Origin of the sequence: Micromonospora sp. NPDC049089 (assembly GCF_040648775.1) — a bacterium.
Classification (GTDB): domain Bacteria; phylum Actinomycetota; class Actinomycetes; order Mycobacteriales; family Micromonosporaceae; genus Micromonospora.
This window is the reverse complement of sequence record NZ_JBEZEH010000007.1, coordinates 4,573-21,510: the sequence shown is the minus strand read 5'-3', so window position 1 is coordinate 21,510 and position 16,938 is coordinate 4,573. Positions and strand designations below refer to the sequence as shown.

The following is a 16,938-nucleotide window of genomic DNA, read 5'->3' as shown; positions in this document are numbered from 1 at the left end:
GTACACCCGTGCGGGAAGGGGGCCGGCACCGGCCCCGCCGGCGGTCGGCTGTCGGCAGCGCCCACTAGCCTGGCCAGATGCCGGAGTTGACCGAGGACGTGACGTTCCGCAACGAGGACTGGTACGGCGAGGAGTTGGCCGACCGGCACTTCGTGGGTTGTGAGTTCTTCGGGGTGGACCTGACCGAGGCGGTGAGCAGGGGTGCTGTCTTCACCGGGTGCACGTTCGGCAACGTGGCGTTCAACGCCTCCCGACATGTCGACTCCGCCTTCACCCGTTGCGTGTTTCGGCGGTGCAATTTCTTCGAGGCCGAGTTCACAGGCTGCAAGCTGGTCGGCAGCACCTTCAGCGAGTGCGATCTGCGTCCCTTGACGGTGGACGGCGGTGACTGGTCCTTCGTCGCGCTGCCCGGCGCCGATCTGCGTGGCGTCCGGCTGACCGGGGTGCGCATGCGCGAGGTGGACCTCACCAGGGCCAACCTCACCGGTGCTACGGTCACCGGTGTCGATCTTTCCGGGGCGCAGCTGACCAACGTCCGGCTCGGTGGCGCCGACCTGCGGGGCAGCGATCTCACCGCGCTGGACCCGACGGTCGTCGAACGGGCCGGTGCCGTGATCGACGTCGAGCAGGCAGTGGTCGTCGCGCAACTGCTCGGCTTCCGGATCGGCTGACCCGGAAAGGGCTTCTGGTCTGCCCAGGTGTCCGTTCGGGGCGGCCGGGTTGTCCGGCAGCGTCCCATTGTGGGCTGGACACGTCCGGCAGTCCGGATCTAGCGTGTCGTCCACGCCCCGGGTAAACGTGAAACTGCCCACAGTGGTGGTGTGGTCCTCGGCGGTCCAAAACGGCCGGGCGGCGGAGTTGGAGGGGTCGGTGGCGGACGAAGACCGCACGCGGGCTGGTTCGAGGGCTGGCGACACGCCGTCGAACCACCGTCCGCGTGCCATTACCGCCGGGAAGACCCGCAGTGTGTTGCGCCGCGCCCGACAGCGGCGGCGCTGGGCGGTGGAGGGAGCGGCCGTACTCGTCTGCCTGGTGGTGTTGATCTCGTATCTCGCCACCCGGTCCGGTCCGGCGCCGGACGACGACCAGGCGGGTCCGGGCGGCGTTTCCGCCCGTTCCACTGGTTACCCGGCCGCCGAGGGGCGCACCGGCGAGGCGGGGCCGGCGACGCCGGGCCTGCGTCCGCGCCAGCGCCCACCCTCGCCGGACCCGACGCCGTCGGCCAGCGCGCCCACCCCGCCACCGCCGAAGCCCGGTTCGCCGGCACTGACGGTGAGCCGGGGCGAGATGCCCGCCATCGTCGACCTCACCGCCGTGGGCGCCCGGGACTGGGTGCATTGGGGGGAGCGCGGCGGCAGGTCGACGAACCGCAAGCGTTCCGGATCCGGCGAGATCATCGACGGGGGTGGCCCGGGCCGGCGGGTCGGTTGGGACGGCAACCAGGAGTACGTGCGCTGGGCCGACGGCACGCCGGAGCGGTCGACGGACGGCAGCTCCAACGGCGTCTACGCCTGCGGTGCCGGGAACGGGTTCAGCCTCGCCGTCGCCGGCAGTGGTGAGCCGCGCACGGTCCAGCTCTACGGTGGCACCTGGATGGCTCGGGGGCGACTGGAAGCGCGGCTGTCCACCGGCGGGCCCGCCAGCATCGCCCGACTGGAAGACCCGTACACCAGTCAGAGCGCCCAGTTCACGATCCGCTTCACTCTGCCGAAGGGTGCCCGGCTGCTGTTGAACTGGACCGTCGAGAAGGTCTTCACGCAGCACTGCGGCAACGTCGGCCTCCAGGCCGTGACGGTGCGTTGACTGACTGACTGACTGATCGCTGTGCGATCGGCCAGCGGGACAGTTTGTCCGTCGCGGACTGTCGAACCCGTCGTAACTTTCTGCTGTCCCCATCCGACCATCCAGTGTGGAGGCAGCCGATGAGCAGCAGCACGACCCACCGCGTCCGTCGTGCCGCTTCGTCCGGCACCGGTGAAGCGTCCGGGGAGGTTCTTCGCGACATCCCCCTGCCGCCGTACGTGACGGGCGAGGACACCCAGTTCGCCGTACGGGCGGTGGTGGTGCACGCCCCCCGACGGTGGTCCGGGGGCGTGGTCTGCCGTAACGACGCCAGCCCGCACCCGTGCCGCCTGCACCGCTGGGGCACCCGGGTGCTGGCGCTGCGCGGGCTGCGGGCCGCCGAGATCGCCGCGCTCATCGAACGCGGTGACCCGACGGCGGTGGTCCCCCCACCGGACCGTCCGGCCTGAGCGCTCGCCGGGCCGGGAGGCGCTTCCGCGCCTCCCGGCCATCGTTCAGCAGGTGATCGGTTTGACCCAGGAACACTCGATGCCCTCCGGGGTACGCGGCGTCTCCGGCACCGCCGGCGGGGCCACCCGTGCCGCCGACGCACCACCCTCGCGGAAGCCGGCAAGCGCCACGGCGACCTGGTCCTCAAGCGACTTCACCGACGCCGTCAGGTAATTGTTGAGCAGGATGGAGAACGCCAGCAGTCGCCCATCGGCGCTGGTCACGTAGCCGGAAAGCCCGGAGACACCGGTCAGGCTGCCGGTCTTGGCGTGCACGTTGCCCGCCGCCGGTGTGCCGGCCATCCGGCTGCGCAGGGTGCCGCCGGCGAACCGCTCCGGCTGACCGGCGATCGGCAGCGCCGCGTACCAGGTCGCGAACCACGGTTCGGCGCGGACGGCGCTCAGCAGGTCGACGAACTCGGCCGCCGGGATCAGGTTGCGCCGGGACAATCCCGAGCCGTCACGCTGGCGCAGTCTCCCGGTGTCCATTCCGGTGTCGGCGACGTACTCGCTGATCGCGGTGAGACCGGCCGTCCAGGTGCCGGAGCCGGAGAGCACCCGACCGATCTCCTTGGTCAACACCTCGGCGTGCCCGTTGTTGGACAGCTTCAGGAATGGCGTCATCAGCTCGCCCAGGCTCATCGAGTCGTGGCGCGCCACCGGGTGGGCCGTCTCCGGGGTGGGCTGGCCGAGCACGGTCCGGCCGAGCACCCGGACGCCGTGTCGGTGCAGCGCCGACCGGAACACGTCGGCCGCGTAGCCGGTGGGTTCCCAGACGGTGACCCAGTCGCTGGCGGGCTCATCGCCGACGGCGATCTGACCGGTCACCACGACGGTGTTGCCGCCGTGCTCGCGCTCGATCGAGATCGAGGTCTCGCCGTCGCTGACCGTCTGGGCGCGGTTGTCGACAGTGACGTACCCGGTTGCGGGGGTGGTGGTGACCACAGGCGGGGCGCCCGCCCGGTCGGCTGGTGCGGCGTGCACGATCACGGTGCCCGCGTCGTAGTCGGTGTCCGGGGCGACGGTGAGCGCGGAGACCTGCGCGGCGTAGTAGTAGGGCTCGTCGTCCCAGGTCCAGTCGGGGCCGAGTCGGGTGTTGTCGTAGCGGGTGTCGTCGGCGACCAGGTTTCCGGTGACCACCCGCACGCCGTCGGCGGCGACCCGCGCGGCGAGCGCGTCGTAGTCGGCGGCGAGCATTGTCGGGTCGCCTCCACCGCGCAGGTAGAGGTTGCCGGAGAGCAGGCCCGCACGGCGCTTGCCGCCAGCGAGTACGTCGGTGCCGAAGCGGTGCCCCGGGCCGAGCAGCTCAAGGGCCGCGGTCGAGGTCAGCAGCTTGGTGTTGGACGCCGGGACCAGCCGGCGGTCGCCGTTGCGGTCATAGAGCGTCTGGCCCGTGCTGGTGTCGACGACGACCACCGACGCCTGCGCGCCGGCCAGCCGGGTGTCGGCGAGGATCGTGTCGATGGTGTCGTGCAGGCGGGTCGTCGCGGGGGTGGGCGATTCGGCTGTGGCACCGGGCGCGGCGGCAGTGGCCGCGGTGGCGACCAGCGCGAGCAGCGCGAGGGCCCGGGGAAAGTGACGACGATGCATCCGCTGATGCTGTCACGGAGATATTCGCCAGAAAAGGCCCTCAGGCGAAAGTTATTGCCGTCCAGGTCATTTCGGCCTGCCGACCGTCTTCTCGTGGCCACCCCAGTAGTGCCGCTGCGCGCCCATGACCAGTGGTGCGACGAGCGCGGCGAGCGCCCCACCGAGCAGCGGGAAGACGATGAACACCCAGAGCTGCCGCAGCGCCACGCCGCCCTCGAAGACCGCCGGGCCGAACGCGCGGGCCGGGTTGACCGCCGCTCCGGTCAGCGTCACGCCCACCAGTTGGGTAACGGCCAGGGCCAGGCCGATGGCCAGCCCGGCGGTGCCCGGATTCTCACTCCGACTGGTCACCACCAGCACGACCAGCACGAAGAGGAAGGTCAGCACGACCTCCAGCACGGCTGCCCCGCCCCGGTTGATGTGCGCGCCGTAACCGTTGGTGCCCAGGGCCCCGGTCTGGTCCGCGACGTCACCCCACCGGGTGAGCGCCCAGAGCACGAAGGCCGCGACTGTCGCGCCGACGAACTGCGCGATCCAGTACGCCACCGCCCCGAGTGCCGAGATCTTGCCGGAGAGCAGCACACCGAGCGTCACCGCTGGGTTGACGTGGCTGCCGGAGAGGGGGCCGATCGTGTAGACGAGGGCCACCATCACGAACCCGAAGGCCAGCGCCACCACCACCACGCCGCCCTGGACCCGGGCGGCGACCGCGCTGCCCACTCCGAAGAACACCAGCAGAAGGGTGCCGAGGAATTCGGCCGCGTACCGACGGAAGTCGCTCATTCACTCAGCGTAAGTGCAGCTCAGGTGGCCGAAGCCGGAATGGCCGTCTGTGATCGGCGCGACGGTCGAGGACGGGCACAGCGATGACGTCTGGCGCGTTGTAGCCCACGTGGACACCCACTCCGTGGACGTCGTGGTGATCGGCGCCGGGCAGGCCGGCCTGAGCGCCGGCTACCACCTGCACCGCACCGGCTTCGCGCCCGGCAGCGGCTTCGTCATCCTCGACGCCGACAACGGGCCCGGCGGCGCCTGGCAGCACCGCTGGCCGACGCTGGTCTTCGACCGCGTGCACGGCTTCCATGACCTGCCCGGGCTGCCGTTCCCGCCCACCGAGCCGCAGCGCCCGGCTTCCGAGCAGGTCAGCGCCTACTTCGCCGCGTACGAGAGGGCCTTCGACCTGCCGGTGCGGCGGCCGGTGCGGGTCCGGGGGGTGCACTCCCGCCCGGACGGACGACTGGACGTGCGCACCGACCGGGGCACCTGGAACGCCCGAGCCCTGATCAACGCCACCGGCACCTGGACGCGACCGTTCTGGCCGCACTACCCGGGCCGGTCGACGTTCCGGGGACGCCAGTTGCACACCGCCGACTACCGGGGGCCCGCCGAGTTCACCGGCCTGCGCGTGGTGGTGGTCGGCGGCGGCACCTCGGCCGTGCAGCTGCTCGGCGAGGTCTCCACGGTCGCGGCGGCCACCACCTGGGTGACCCGCCGGCCGCCGACGTTCAACGACGAGGAGTTCGGCCCGGAACTGGGTCGCGCCGCGGTGGCTCGGGTGGACCGGGTGGTCCGGTCCGGCCGGCCACCGGGAAGTGTGGTGGGCGTGACCGGGCTTCCGGTCACCCCGGAGGTACGCCGACTGCGCGAGCGCGGCGTCCTCGACCGGCTACCCATGTTCGACCGGATCACGCCCGACGGGGTGGCCTGGACGGACGGGCGGTTCGTGCCGGCGGACGTGATCCTCTGGTGCACCGGCTTCCGGGCTACCATCGACCATCTCGCCCCGCTGGGGCTGCGCGCGCCGGGCGGCGGTATCACCATGGACGGCACCCGGGTGGTCGCCGACGCTCGGGTTCACCTGGTCGGGTACGGCCCCTCGGCCAGCACGATCGGGGCCAACCGGGCCGGCCGCGCGGCGGTCAACGAGATTCGCGCCTGGCTGGCGCCGGCCGCCGCTCTCCACTGACCTGGCTCTATTTGACGGATGGTCGGCCAGCGGGCACGGTGGGAGTGACGGGGCCGTCAGCTGCCCCGATTCGATGCGACGGCGATGACCGTTCGCCCCTCTGCCTCCCACGTGTGCTCGTACGCGGACCGACTGTCCGGTCCGCGCGGTATCCGACCGCGAGCCGACAATTCACGAGGAGTTCCGTCAATGCTCACCATGACCGACAACGCCGTGCTCGTCATCCGTGACCTCGCCAACCAACAGGACGTCGCCCAGGACGGTGGTGTGCGTATCGCCGCCGACACCGAGGCGGGCTCGCTCACCGTCGAGCTGGTGCCCGAACCGGTACAGGGCGATCGGGTGGTCGACAACCAGGGCGCCCGGATCTTCCTGGACGAGGACGCCGCCGAGCTGCTCGGGGACGCGTCGGTGGACGCGACGGTCGACGACGAGGGCATCATCCAGTTCGGCTTCACCGAGAAGCAGTAGACCCGGCCTCAGCGCAGCGATCGTCCCCGCTGCGGTGGTGGCCCCTGCCCGGGGTGCCACCGCGGCGCCCCGTCGCCAGCCGGATGCGACAGCGTGGCGAGCACGTGGGCCAGGTGGTGCGAGGTGCTCCACGCCGCCCAGTTGGCGGTCGAGCCGGCCCCGGCGCCCCGGCGGGCCCGGCGCAGCAGCTCATGGTCGCCCCAGGAGAAGGCCGCACCGGTGGTCGGCCAGTGCGGTGCCGACACCAGCGTGCGACACAGGTCGGCGAACCGGTCGTCGCCCCGGCCGCCGCGTCGCGCCCAGCGGTAGACCCACCAGCTGCCGTCGTCGGTGTAGCGCACGGTCGGCAACCGGTCGCCAGTGTCATCCGCGCCCGGCCCGGCCGGGTGGACGCCGTAGTCGCCGTAGTCGACCCCGGTGTCGGCCAGCCGCCGCCACAGTCGCCAGTCCCAACGGTCCAGTTGGACAGGCTCGTCGGTGGGCAGACGGGACAGCGTCGGAGGCATACCGCCCGCCGCCACCGTCACCGACCGCCAGGCGTGTCGGCGTGCCCAGTCCAGCAGGTGGCGTACCCGGGGCTCGGCGGTCCGTACATCCGCCGGACAGCAGACGTCCCCCGCGTCCACCAGCAGGTCGCACTCCTCCGGGGCGAGGCCGGTGAAGCGCCAGATCCGTTCCACCGCCGTGGTGCTCGCGTCCGGCCCGGCCCGGTCCCGACCGGCCCGTAGCCGGATGAGCGCGCGCCGGCCGTACGCCCGCGCCGCCGCGCCGTGCGCGACCAGCCGGTGGTCGTTCTCGGAGAGCCCGATCACCGGCACCACCGGTACGCCCCAACGGGTCAGCTCCGCCTCGGGGATGTCGGGTAGTGCGCTGACGTCGACGGCGGGCAGCAGCCCGTACGGCATCCGGCGAATGGCGTCCATCGTGGACGGACCGATCGCGCCGATCTCCAGGATCGGGGCGACCAGTGCGGCGTACGCGGGATCGAGGTGGCTCAGGGCCTCAAGCTCGCCCCGTCGGTTGGCGAGGATGGGGCGGTAGACCGGTGTCGTCGCCCGGCCCCCGTGGGCGGGCACCATACTTCAATCTAGCCAGGCATACGGACATGCCCCAGGAATGTAAGCCGGAATTCGGCTGCTCGACTGTCGGTTCGGCGACTACCATCCACCGATGCCCACGCCGATGCACCGCTACCAATCCGACGAAGAGGACAGCGCGCGGTGGGGCGGGTTCCCGTTCCGCGACGGTGACATCGTGATCAGCACCCGCTCCAAGAGCGGCACCACCTGGATGCAGATGATCTGTGCGCTCCTGGTGCTCCGTACCCCGGAGTTGCCAGCGCCGCTGACAGAGCTCTCGCCGTGGCTGGACTGGTTGGGCGAGCCGCGGGCCACCGTGTACGACCGGCTGGCCGCCCAGCCACACCGGCGGTTCATCAAAACGCACACCCCGCTGGACGGGGTGCCGCTCGACCCTCGGGCGCACTACGTGGTGGTGGCCCGGCACCCGCTGGACATGGCGGTCTCCCTCTACCACCAGGGCGCGAACCTGGACCGGGCGCGGATCGCCGAGCTGACCGGCCAACCCGTCCCGGCCGGGCCGCCCCCGGAGCGGCCCTCGGTAGGGGAGTGGTTGTCGAGCTGGGTCGACCGGGAGGCGGACCCCCGCGCCGCGCTGGATTCGCTGCCCGGAGTGCTGATGCACCTCAGCGACGCGTGGGCCCGCCGGCACGAGCCGAACGTCGAGCTTGTGCACTACGACGACCTGCTGGCCGATCTGGGCGGGGAGATGCGCCGGCTCGCCGACCGGTGGAAACTCCCGAGCCCGGGGCCGGAGTTGGTGGAGGCGGCCACCTTCGGTCGCATGCGGGAGCGGGCCGACCGGCTCGCACCGGACACGCTCGGCGTGCTGCGCGACCGGCAGGCGTTCTTTCGCCGTGGCGGCTCAGGTCACTGGCGCGATCTCCTGAACGAGGCCGGCCTCGTCCGCTACCAGCGACGGGTCGCGGCGCTGGCCCCACCCGACCTGCTCACCTGGCTGCACCGCTAGGTCACAAGAGCGCGCGGCGCCGCTCCGTGATCGGAACGTCGCCGCGCTCTGGCCGTCTCCCACCACCGCAGCCGTTCGGCGGTACGCCGGCGGGGACCTGGCTCGACCGGCCGTTCGCGCCGGTCCGCTCCTCGATCCCCGGTCCGTGCGGATCCAAACCCGCCCAGCGTCAGGAATTCCACCATTCGTGAGTCCCGGCGTGGCGCACCGCCGGACGGGGTAAGAGCATGGGCATGGAGCATTTCACTATCGCGACTGTCGCCGAGCAGAGCCCGGATTTCCGGCGCGTGCTGTGGACCGGTGAGCACACCCAGTTGGTCATCATGACCATCCCCGCCGATGGCGAGATCGGCGAGGAGGTGCACGAGGACATCGACCAGATCCTCACCTTCGTGAGTGGCGTCGGCGAGGCGCGGGTCGCCGGCGCGAAGCGGAAGGTCGTCGCGGGCGACCTGGTCGTGGTGCCGGCGGGCACCAAGCACAACTTCGTCAACACCGGTCCCAACCCGCTGGTGCTCTACACGGTGTACGGGCCGCCGGAGCACGCCGACAAGGCCGTGCACAAGACCAAGGAAGAGGCCGACGCGGCCGAGGCGGCGGGCGAGGACGAGCCACCGACCGAGTGATCGCCTCCGGCCTGATCCGGGCCGATGCGGGTACCCCCGGCGGGTGGAGCAGCAGCCGCAGATCTCCGACTACGGGTTTCTGTCGGACTCTCGTTCGGGTGCCCTGGTCGGCAAGGACGGCTCGATCGACTGGTGGTGCCCGCACCGGTTCGACGGGTCGTCCGTGTTCGCGCGGTTGCTCGACCCGGGAGCCGGCCACTTCCGGCTGGCGCCGGTAGGGGCCGGCGGCCCGGGTCACCGGGTGGAGCGCGCGTACCTGCCGGACACGTTGGTGCTGCGGACGGTGCACCACACCCCGCACGGCAGCGTGGCGGTCACCGACGCGCTGGCCGCCGAGGTGGGCGCCCGCGCCCACGAGCTGGGCAAGAACTCACCCGCCGTGCTGATCCGGGTCGTTGAAGGGCTCTCCGGGCGGGTACGCATGGCGTTGGACTTCGCGCCCCGCCCGGAGTACGGCCTGCTCACGCCGTACCTGCACGAGCAGCCGGACGGCGGGGTGCTGGCCGGTGCCGGCCCGGTGGTGCTGATGTTGCGCGCCGGAGGCCTGCACCTGCGGGCGGGCACCGACCGGGTGACCCACGAGTTCGAGGTCTCCGCCGGTCAGACGATCGGGATGGACCTCGCGTTCGGTGAGGCGTACGGCGACCCGCCGGCCCGGGTGGACCCGCTGACCACCCTTGCCGAGACGACGCAGGCGTGGCGGGCGTTCCGGGAGACGCACACCTATTCCGGTCGCTACCCCGAACTCGTCACGCACAGCGCGACGGTCCTGACCGGTCTCACGTACGCCCGCAGTGGCGCGGTCGCCGCCGCGTTGACCTCGTCGTTGCCGGAACAGATCGGCGGCGACCGGAACTACGACTACCGCTACTCCTGGTTGCGGGACTTCTCGTTGACCATGCGGGCTCTCTGGGTGGCGGCCTGCCCCGACGAGACGTCCCGGCTGTTCAACTGGGCGACCCGCTCGATCGGCCGGTTCGGTGACGAGCCCGTGCCGGTGCTCTTCGGGCTGGAGGGGGAGCGCGACATCTCCGAGCACCACTGCAACCACCTGCGCGGCTACCGCGACAGTCGACCCGTGCGGGTCGGCAACGACGCTTGGCGGCAGCGGCAGCTCGACGTGCCGGGTGAGGTGATGTCGGCGGTGTGGCGGCTGCGCGACTACCTGGGCACGCGGTTCGAGGACGAGCTTCGGGAGATGGTGCTCGGGCTGACCGAGCAGGTGGCCACGACGTGGCACCTGCCGGACCGGGGCATCTGGGAGACCCGCGACGAGGAGCGCCACTACGTCTCGTCCAAGGTGTCCTGCTGGTTGACCATGGACCGGGCGGTGGGGCTCGCCGACCGGCTCGGTGATCGGGCCGACCCCCGTCGATGGGCGCGGGTACGCGACGAGATCCGCGACACAGTGCTGCGCGAGGGGTGGAACGACCGGATCGGCGCGTTCACCGGCGCGTTCGGATCGCCGGAGCTGGACGCCTCGGTGCTCGCCCTGCCGGTCACGCACTTCCTGCCCGCCACCGACCCCCGGATGCGCTCGACGATCGCGATGGTCGAGCGCGAGCTGGGCACCGAGGACGGCCTGCTGCGGCGTTGGACGTCCGACCCCGCCGGATTCCTGCTGTGCTCGTTCTGGCTGGTGGAGTGCCTGGTGATGACGGGTGAGCCGAAGCGCGCCGAGGCGCTCTTCGAGCGGGTCGTCGGGTACTCCAACGACGTGGGACTGTTCAGCGAGCAGATCGACCTGACCACCGGCATGCAGATGGGCAACATGCCCCAGGCGCTCTCGCACATCGGGCTCATCAACGCGGCCTGGCGGATCACCGAGCCGGAGAGCTACTGATCCGGTGGGCGTTTCCGTCAGGGCCGGAATCCTGCAACAGACCTGCAAGCGCCAGGCATTGACGCTGATGGTTGGACAGTCCTAGCCTCGATGGAGTGGGAAAGCCCTTTCCCAGGGCTGTTGATCCCGCTTCACCCCGCTTCGGATCCGGGCGTCCGACGGGGGCGCACACCGATCCCGTCCAACGCGGCACGCCGTGCGAACACGTCTCGGTACGGCCGCCGAGGGATCACCACCACATGCGTCAAGGAGGACACCTGTGCAGAAAAGACGACTCTCCGGCCGCCGACCACTCCTGCTAGCGGTGGGCGCCGGGGTGACCGCGGCAGCCCTCGCCGCCGGCATGACCTCGGCCTTCGCGGCCACCGTCTTCAGCGACGACTTCACCGACGGCGACACCTCCGGCTGGTCCAAGTCCGGCGGCACCTGGACCGTCGACGGCTCGGGCGTGCTCAACCAGTCCAACGCCGGTAGCGAGCTGGCCCGCCAGTTCGCCGGCCAGAGCAGCTGGACCAACTACTCCGTGCAGGCCCGGGTCAGGCCGACGAGCTTCGGCTCGTCCAGCGCCCTGGTCGGGCTCGCCGCCCGCTCCACCAGCAGCACCAAGATGTACCGGCTGGCCCTGCTCGGCTCCGGCCGGGCCGAACTCCAGGCCGTGAACGGAAGCTCCGTCACGGCGATCGGTTCCGCCGCGCTGGGCATCGGCACCGGCACCTGGTACACGCTGCGCATCGAGACCAGCGGCAGCACCATCCGCGGCTTCGTCAACGGCACCCAGATCGCGTCCGGCAGCAACAGCCTGGCCGGTGCGGGCCGGATCGGCCTGGTCACCGCGTACGCCAGTGGCGGCTTCGACGACGTGCTTGTCGACTCGTCCGGCGGCGGCACCCCGACCACCCCGCCACCGACGACCACCCCGCCACCCACCACCCCGCCACCGACGACCACACCTCCGCCGGCTGGCTGGCCGACGCCCACCGGCAGTCAGAAGGTGGACGCCACGATCCCGGTCTCCGGCTCGTTCGACGGTGGGCTCAAGCGCTACTACGGCATCGGTGACGGCGGGCAGAGCGAGAGTCAGGACCCGATGTTCGAGCTGGCCGCCGGCGCCACCCTGCGCAACGTGATCATCGGTGCTCCGGCCGGCGACGGCGTGCACTGCGAGGGCAACTGCACTCTGATCAACGTCTGGTGGGAGGACGTCGGCGAGGACGCGGCGACCTTCCGCGGCGGCACCACGTACACGGTCGACGGCGGTGGGGCCCGCTCGGCCAGCGACAAGGTCTTCCAGCACAACGGCTCGGGCACCGTCTACATCAAGAACTTCCGGGTGGAGAACGCCGGCAAGCTCTACCGCGCCTGCGGCAACTGCTCCACGTCGTACCAGCGGCACGTGGTGATCGACAACGTCATCGTCCGGAACACCGACGCGATCGCCGGCATCAACACCAACTGGGGCGACACCGCCCGGTTCAGCCGGATCACCATCGTCGACGACCCGGACCGGGAGACCTCGATCTGCGTGAAGTACAAGGGCGTACCGAAGGGCAGCGAGCCGACCGAGATCGGCGAGGGCGCCGACGGCGTCAACTGCCTCTACTCGCCCTCGGACATCACCTACCAGTAGACCGGCACGACGGCGCCCCGCGCACCGCCCGGTCCGCGGGGCGCCGTCACCTCACCCCATCAGGGGTACGCCGGAGACGTCGACAGTGTCCGGATACTTCAGCCCGGCACCGGTGTTGAGCACCACCACCCGCTCGCCGGCCCGGATCCACCCGCCCGCCCGCAGTTGCTTGGCCGCCGTGAGGCACGCCGCGCCCTCCGGGCAGAGCAGCAGCCCCTCCCGGGCGGCGAAGTCCCGCAGATCGGCCAGGATGTCCGCGTCGTCGACGGCGACCGCCGTGCCGGAGGACTCCCGCAGCGCCGCCAGGATCAGCTCGTCGCCCAGCGGGGCCGGCACCGTGATGCCGAACGCCACGGTGTGCGCGTCGGTCCACGGTTGGGCCCGATCCTCGCCGGCGGCGAAGGCCCGCACGATTGGCGCGCAGCCAGTGGACTGCACCGCCACCAGCCGGGGCAGCTTGTCGCCGATCCAGCCCAGCTCGCGCAGCTCATGCAGCGCCTTGTGGATGCCGATCAGGCCCACCCCGCCGCCGGTCGGATAGATGATCACGTCCGGCGTCTGCCAGCCGAGCTGCTCGACGATCTCGTACCCCATCGTCTTCTTGCCCTCCAGCCGGTAGGGCTCGCGCAGCGTGCCGGCGTCGAAGATCGCCCCGTTCGACTCCGCGATCAGCTCGGCCACCCGCCGACCGGCGTCGCCGATCAACCCGTCGACCAGGCGCAGGTCGGCACCGGCGGCGACGCACTCGCGCCGACAGATGCTCGGCGCCTCCAGCGGCATGACGATCGTCGCGCCCATTCCGGCCCGCGCGGCGTACGTGGCCCAGGCCGACCCGGCGTTGCCGTTGGTGGGCATCGCGATCCGCTCGACGCCCAGCTCGCGGGCCCGGCTCACCCCGACCGCCGCGCCCCGGGCCTTGAACGAGCCGGTCGGGATCAGCCCCTCGTCCTTGACCATCAGGTCCGCGATGCCGATCTCGGTGCCGTACGCCGGAGCCCGCAACAGCGGCGTCCAGCCCTCACCCAGCGTGGTGACGTGCCGAGGGTCGGCGACCGGCAGCAGCTCCCGGTAGCGCCACAGGTCGGCCGGGCGCAGCGGGAAGTGTTCCGGGGTGACCACGGTCGCCACAGCCGGCAGGTCGTAGCGGGCCAGCAGCGGCGACCCGCACTCGCAGAGATTCTGTAACCGGTCGGCGGCGTGTTCCTTGCCGCAGCGCGGGCAGTCCAGGTGAGTCAGGTACACGTCGCTCCTCGCCGTCACACCGCGTCGATGCTCAGCCAGTGCCGGCTGCGCCGCCCCGGCTGGTAGACCGAGTCCAGTCGCTTGGCGACCACGCCCGGCAGGCCCTGTTCCCGCCCGGCACGCAGGGCCTCGTCGCCCGCGCCCGGGAACCACGGCGGAGTCTGCCAGTGCGTACCGGACAAGACCAGCCCATCGAGCAGCTCCCGGCGTTGCGCGTACGGCACGTCGACGCTGCTCACGCCCTCCAACCAGAGCAGGTCGACGATCAGGTACTGGGCGCCGGCGGGGACCCGGCTGCCGGCGGCCGGTCGAACCGGGCGGACCCGCCCGGCACCGTCGATGCGGACCAGCACACCGTCGAGCACCGCCTCGGTCGGCGCGAGCGCCTCGGCCATCGCGCGCAGCCACGGATACCCGCCGGTGATCTCCTCGTCGGTCTCGGAGAGCAGCCGCAGTCGCCCGCCGGAGACGTACGCCATCGCCCGCATGCCGTCCCAGCGCAGCTCGTACCCCCAGGCGGCGAGGTCGCGGGGGAGCCGGGCGGCGGACGTGGCGTGCATCGGTCGGACCAGATCCGGCATCGGCGTCCAGCCCGGCGGCGCGGGGTCGGTGCGGCGGACCATCCAGTCCCGTCCCCCGGTGGCGAAGAGGACGTAGCGGCCGGCGGTCCGCTCACCGGAGAGCGTCACGATCACCTCGTCGTCGCGCCACTTCTCGCAGCGGTAGGTGCCCCGGTCGTGAATGAGCATCCGGCCGCCACCGTACTCACCGGCGGGGATCTCACCGGCGAAGTCGAGGTACTCCATCGGGTGGTCCTCGGTGTGCACGGCGAGGTGGTTGTGACCCGGATCGCGGGGTAGACCGCGCGGGACCGCCCAGGACGCGAGCACCCCCTCGTGCTCCAGGCGCAGGTCCCAGTGCAGGCTGCGGGCGTGGTGCTGCTGGATGACGAAGCGGGCGGCGTCAGCGTCGGGGCCGGCCGACGGCGGGCTCTCCGACGGCACCGGCTCCGGTGTGCGGGCCGCGTCCCGCCGTCGCCGGTACTCGTCCAGCCGGTCGGTCACACCCGCATTCTCCGACACAGCGGACCGGTGCGCTGGACGCCGGAGTGTCCGGTTCGCTCGGCGGTCGGGGGCGCGGCGGGGTAGAACGGACCTCATGGACCTCACCGACCAGCCCACCGCCCTGCTCCCCGGTGACGTGCGGATGCCCCTGCTCGGCTTCGGCACCTGGCAGGCCACCGGCCAGGCCGGTTACGACGCCGTGCTGGCCGCGCTCGACACCGGCTACCGGCACCTCGACACCGCCACCGTGTACGGCAACGAGCGGGAGGTCGGCCGGGCGGTACGCGAGAGCGGGCTGCGTCGGGAGGACCTCTTCATCACCACCAAGCTCCCGCCGGACCGGGTGGGTCGGGAGCGCGCGACGCTGGAGGCCAGCCTTGAGGCGCTCGGCGTCGAGCACGTGGACCTCTGGCTGATCCACTGGCCGCCGTCGTCGCCGGGGGACAGCATCCCGCTCTGGCGCGAGATGCTCGCCGCCCGCGACGAGAACCTGGCCCGGGCGGTCGGAGTGAGCAACTACAGCACCGCGGAGATCGACGAGCTGATCCAGTCCACCGAGGAGAACCCGGCGGTCAACCAGATCCGGTGGAGCCCGTCGCTGTACGACCGGCAGCGGCACGCCGAGCACCGGGACCGGGGCGTGGTGCTGGAGGGCTACAGCCCGTTCAAGACCAGCGATCTCAGTGACCCGGTGCTGACCAGGATCGCCGGCGCGCACGGCGTCTCCCCGGCGCAGGTGGTGCTGCGGTGGCACATCGACCACGAGATCGTGGTGATCCCGAAGTCGGTGACTCCGGAGCGGATCACCGCGAACTTCGACGTCTTCCACTTCTCGCTCACGGCGGAGGAGATGCGCGACATCGACGCGCTCGGTGAGGTCTGAGTCGGCGGAATCCTTCAGTACGTGACCGGGGAATGAAGGGTATCGACATCGACGTACGTGACGGTATAGCGTCCCGTCATCACGTTCGTCGATCCATTCGTACCCGTCAGTCGCTGGAGGATCGCCATGGCCAGAACCCCGTCCATCCGTCTGCCCCGTCGTGGGGTGCTCGGCATCCCCGCCCTGGTGGTCGCCGCGCTGACCGTCGTCACCCGACCCGCCGCCGCGAGCGCCGCGCCGAAGGCCGAATGCCTCGCCGACCTGCTCCAGGACGCCTGATGGCGACGATCCCCTGGCTGGTGGACGTGCTGCGCGCCGCCGGGGTCCAGGTCGTGGTCGAGGGTGACTGGCTCAACCGGATGCGGCCCGGCTCGTTCGACCCGATCGGAGTGCTCTGGCACCACACCGCGTCGACCTCCAGCGCCAGCAACCCGCACCCGGCGCTCGGCATCTGCATCAACGGCCGGTCCGACCTGCCGGGCCCGCTGTGTCAGGCGCTGGTCGACTACAACGGTGTCTTCCACGTCATCTCCGCCGGCCGGTGCAACCATGCCGGGGCCAGCGGCGGCAGCGGGCCGATCCCCGCCGGGGACGGCAACACTCTGATGATCGGCTGGGAGATCGACTACAACGGCGTCAACCAGGAGATGACCGCCGCGCAGTACAACGCGTCGCTCGCCGCCACCGCCGCCGTGCTCACCCGGCTCGGCCGGGACAGCAGCTACGCCCGAGGCCACCGGGAGACCAGCACCTCCGGCAAGATCGACCCGTCGTTCATCGACCTGAACGTCATGCGCGCCGACGTGGCCGCGAAGATGTCCGGCGGGACCCCGCCGGCATGGTCCTCCATCGTGGACAACACCACCGCCGGCCGTTTCAGCGCCAGCGCGAACTGGGGTGTGTCGACGTACTCGGCGCAGCGCTACGGTGCCGACTACCGGTACGCGGAGCCGGTCGCGGCCAGTGACGCCGCCTGGTACAAGTTCAACGTCCCGGCCACCGCCAACTACCGGGTCGACGCCTGGTGGCCGGCGACCTCCGGATACAACGGTGCCGCCCCGTACATCGTCGCCACGACCACCGGCAACCGGACGGTCGTCGTCGACCAGCGGGCCACCGGCGGGCAGTGGCGGTCCCTCGGCACGTTCACGCTGCCGGCCGGGGACGCCAACCGGGTGGCGGTGAGCCGGTGGAGCAGCGCCACCGGTCTGATCGTCGCCGACGCCGTCCGCCTCACCCGCGTCTGACCCTGATCTCCTGAACGGTGGGGGCGCGACCGTACGGTC

At 71.5% G+C, this 16,938-nt stretch carries 17 protein-coding genes; 12 read left to right on the top strand and 5 right to left on the bottom strand.

Features of this window, described 5'->3' with window-relative positions:
• The first annotated feature begins 77 nt into the window (after positions 1 to 77).
• From AB0B48_RS02710 to AB0B48_RS02700, 3 genes are all read left to right on the top strand, one after another.
• Positions 78 to 671 carry a pentapeptide repeat-containing protein gene (locus AB0B48_RS02710; RefSeq protein ID WP_357194879.1) on the top strand — a complete coding sequence of 198 codons (594 nt, stop codon included), beginning with the start codon at positions 78 to 80 and terminating at the stop codon, positions 669 to 671.
• Between the two features lie 103 nt (positions 672 to 774).
• Positions 775 to 1,803 carry a hypothetical protein gene (locus AB0B48_RS02705; protein ID WP_357194876.1) on the top strand — a complete coding sequence of 343 codons (1,029 nt, stop codon included), beginning with the start codon at positions 775 to 777 and terminating at the stop codon, positions 1,801 to 1,803.
• A 119-nt stretch (positions 1,804 to 1,922) separates the two neighbouring features.
• Positions 1,923 to 2,252, top strand: a complete 330-nt coding sequence (locus AB0B48_RS02700) for a hypothetical protein (RefSeq protein ID WP_357194873.1) — start codon at positions 1,923 to 1,925, stop codon at positions 2,250 to 2,252.
• Between the two features lie 45 nt (positions 2,253 to 2,297).
• Here the strand turns inward: AB0B48_RS02700 and dacB are convergent, their stop codons facing one another.
• A complete protein-coding gene (dacB, locus tag AB0B48_RS02695) occupies positions 2,298 to 3,881 on the bottom strand; it encodes a D-alanyl-D-alanine carboxypeptidase/D-alanyl-D-alanine-endopeptidase (protein ID WP_357194870.1) in 1,584 nt (527 codons plus the stop codon).
• 66 nt (positions 3,882 to 3,947) lie between these two features.
• Positions 3,948 to 4,664, bottom strand: coding sequence for an aquaporin (locus AB0B48_RS02690; protein WP_357194867.1), 717 nt, complete (start codon positions 4,662 to 4,664; stop codon positions 3,948 to 3,950).
• Positions 4,665 to 4,773: 109 nt separating this feature from the next.
• Here AB0B48_RS02690 and AB0B48_RS02685 point away from each other — a divergent pair, with 109 nt between their 5' ends.
• Together AB0B48_RS02685 and AB0B48_RS02680 are read left to right on the top strand one after the other, a co-directional pair.
• Positions 4,774 to 5,847: an NAD(P)-binding domain-containing protein gene (locus AB0B48_RS02685; protein ID WP_357194864.1), complete on the top strand. Its 1,074-nt coding sequence runs from the start codon at positions 4,774 to 4,776 to the stop codon at positions 5,845 to 5,847.
• A 189-nt stretch (positions 5,848 to 6,036) separates the two neighbouring features.
• On the top strand, positions 6,037 to 6,318 hold the full coding sequence (locus AB0B48_RS02680; protein ID WP_091393621.1) for an adhesin: 282 nt from the start codon (positions 6,037 to 6,039) through the stop codon (positions 6,316 to 6,318).
• Between the two features lie 8 nt (positions 6,319 to 6,326).
• Here AB0B48_RS02680 and AB0B48_RS02675 read toward each other — a convergent pair whose 3' ends face one another.
• Positions 6,327 to 7,397: a hypothetical protein gene (locus AB0B48_RS02675; protein WP_357194861.1), complete on the bottom strand. Its 1,071-nt coding sequence runs from the start codon at positions 7,395 to 7,397 to the stop codon at positions 6,327 to 6,329.
• Positions 7,398 to 7,488: 91 nt separating this feature from the next.
• Between AB0B48_RS02675 and AB0B48_RS02670 the strand changes: the two genes are divergently transcribed.
• From AB0B48_RS02670 to AB0B48_RS02655, 4 genes are all read left to right on the top strand, one after another.
• Positions 7,489 to 8,367, top strand: coding sequence for a sulfotransferase domain-containing protein (locus tag AB0B48_RS02670; protein WP_357194859.1), 879 nt, complete (start codon positions 7,489 to 7,491; stop codon positions 8,365 to 8,367).
• A 233-nt stretch (positions 8,368 to 8,600) separates the two neighbouring features.
• Complete coding sequence (locus tag AB0B48_RS02665) at positions 8,601 to 8,993, top strand: cupin domain-containing protein (protein WP_355005457.1); 393 nt, start codon at positions 8,601 to 8,603, stop codon at positions 8,991 to 8,993.
• A 43-nt stretch (positions 8,994 to 9,036) separates the two neighbouring features.
• On the top strand, positions 9,037 to 10,836 hold the full coding sequence (locus AB0B48_RS02660; protein ID WP_357194856.1) for a glycoside hydrolase family 15 protein: 1,800 nt from the start codon (positions 9,037 to 9,039) through the stop codon (positions 10,834 to 10,836).
• Positions 10,837 to 11,095: 259 nt separating this feature from the next.
• On the top strand, positions 11,096 to 12,463 hold the full coding sequence (locus AB0B48_RS02655; protein ID WP_357194853.1) for a pectate lyase: 1,368 nt from the start codon (positions 11,096 to 11,098) through the stop codon (positions 12,461 to 12,463).
• Between the two features lie 51 nt (positions 12,464 to 12,514).
• Here the strand turns inward: AB0B48_RS02655 and AB0B48_RS02650 are convergent, their stop codons facing one another.
• Together AB0B48_RS02650 and AB0B48_RS02645 are read right to left on the bottom strand one after the other, a co-directional pair.
• Positions 12,515 to 13,705 (bottom strand): threonine synthase, encoded by a 1,191-nt coding sequence (locus tag AB0B48_RS02650; RefSeq protein WP_357194850.1) that lies wholly within the window; start codon positions 13,703 to 13,705, stop codon positions 12,515 to 12,517.
• Between the two features lie 14 nt (positions 13,706 to 13,719).
• Positions 13,720 to 14,769, bottom strand: coding sequence for a DNA polymerase ligase N-terminal domain-containing protein (locus AB0B48_RS02645; RefSeq protein ID WP_357194847.1), 1,050 nt, complete (start codon positions 14,767 to 14,769; stop codon positions 13,720 to 13,722).
• A 94-nt stretch (positions 14,770 to 14,863) separates the two neighbouring features.
• Between AB0B48_RS02645 and AB0B48_RS02640 the strand changes: the two genes are divergently transcribed.
• From AB0B48_RS02640 to AB0B48_RS02630, 3 genes are all read left to right on the top strand, one after another.
• Positions 14,864 to 15,652, top strand: a complete 789-nt coding sequence (locus AB0B48_RS02640) for an aldo/keto reductase (RefSeq protein WP_357194844.1) — start codon at positions 14,864 to 14,866, stop codon at positions 15,650 to 15,652.
• Between the two features lie 126 nt (positions 15,653 to 15,778).
• Complete coding sequence (locus AB0B48_RS02635; protein ID WP_238666485.1) at positions 15,779 to 15,931, top strand: hypothetical protein; 153 nt, start codon at positions 15,779 to 15,781, stop codon at positions 15,929 to 15,931.
• On the top strand, positions 15,931 to 16,899 hold the full coding sequence (locus tag AB0B48_RS02630; protein ID WP_357194840.1) for an N-acetylmuramoyl-L-alanine amidase: 969 nt from the start codon (positions 15,931 to 15,933) through the stop codon (positions 16,897 to 16,899). Before AB0B48_RS02635 ends, AB0B48_RS02630 begins: the two co-directional genes overlap by 1 nt.
• The last annotated feature ends 39 nt before the right edge of the window (positions 16,900 to 16,938 follow it).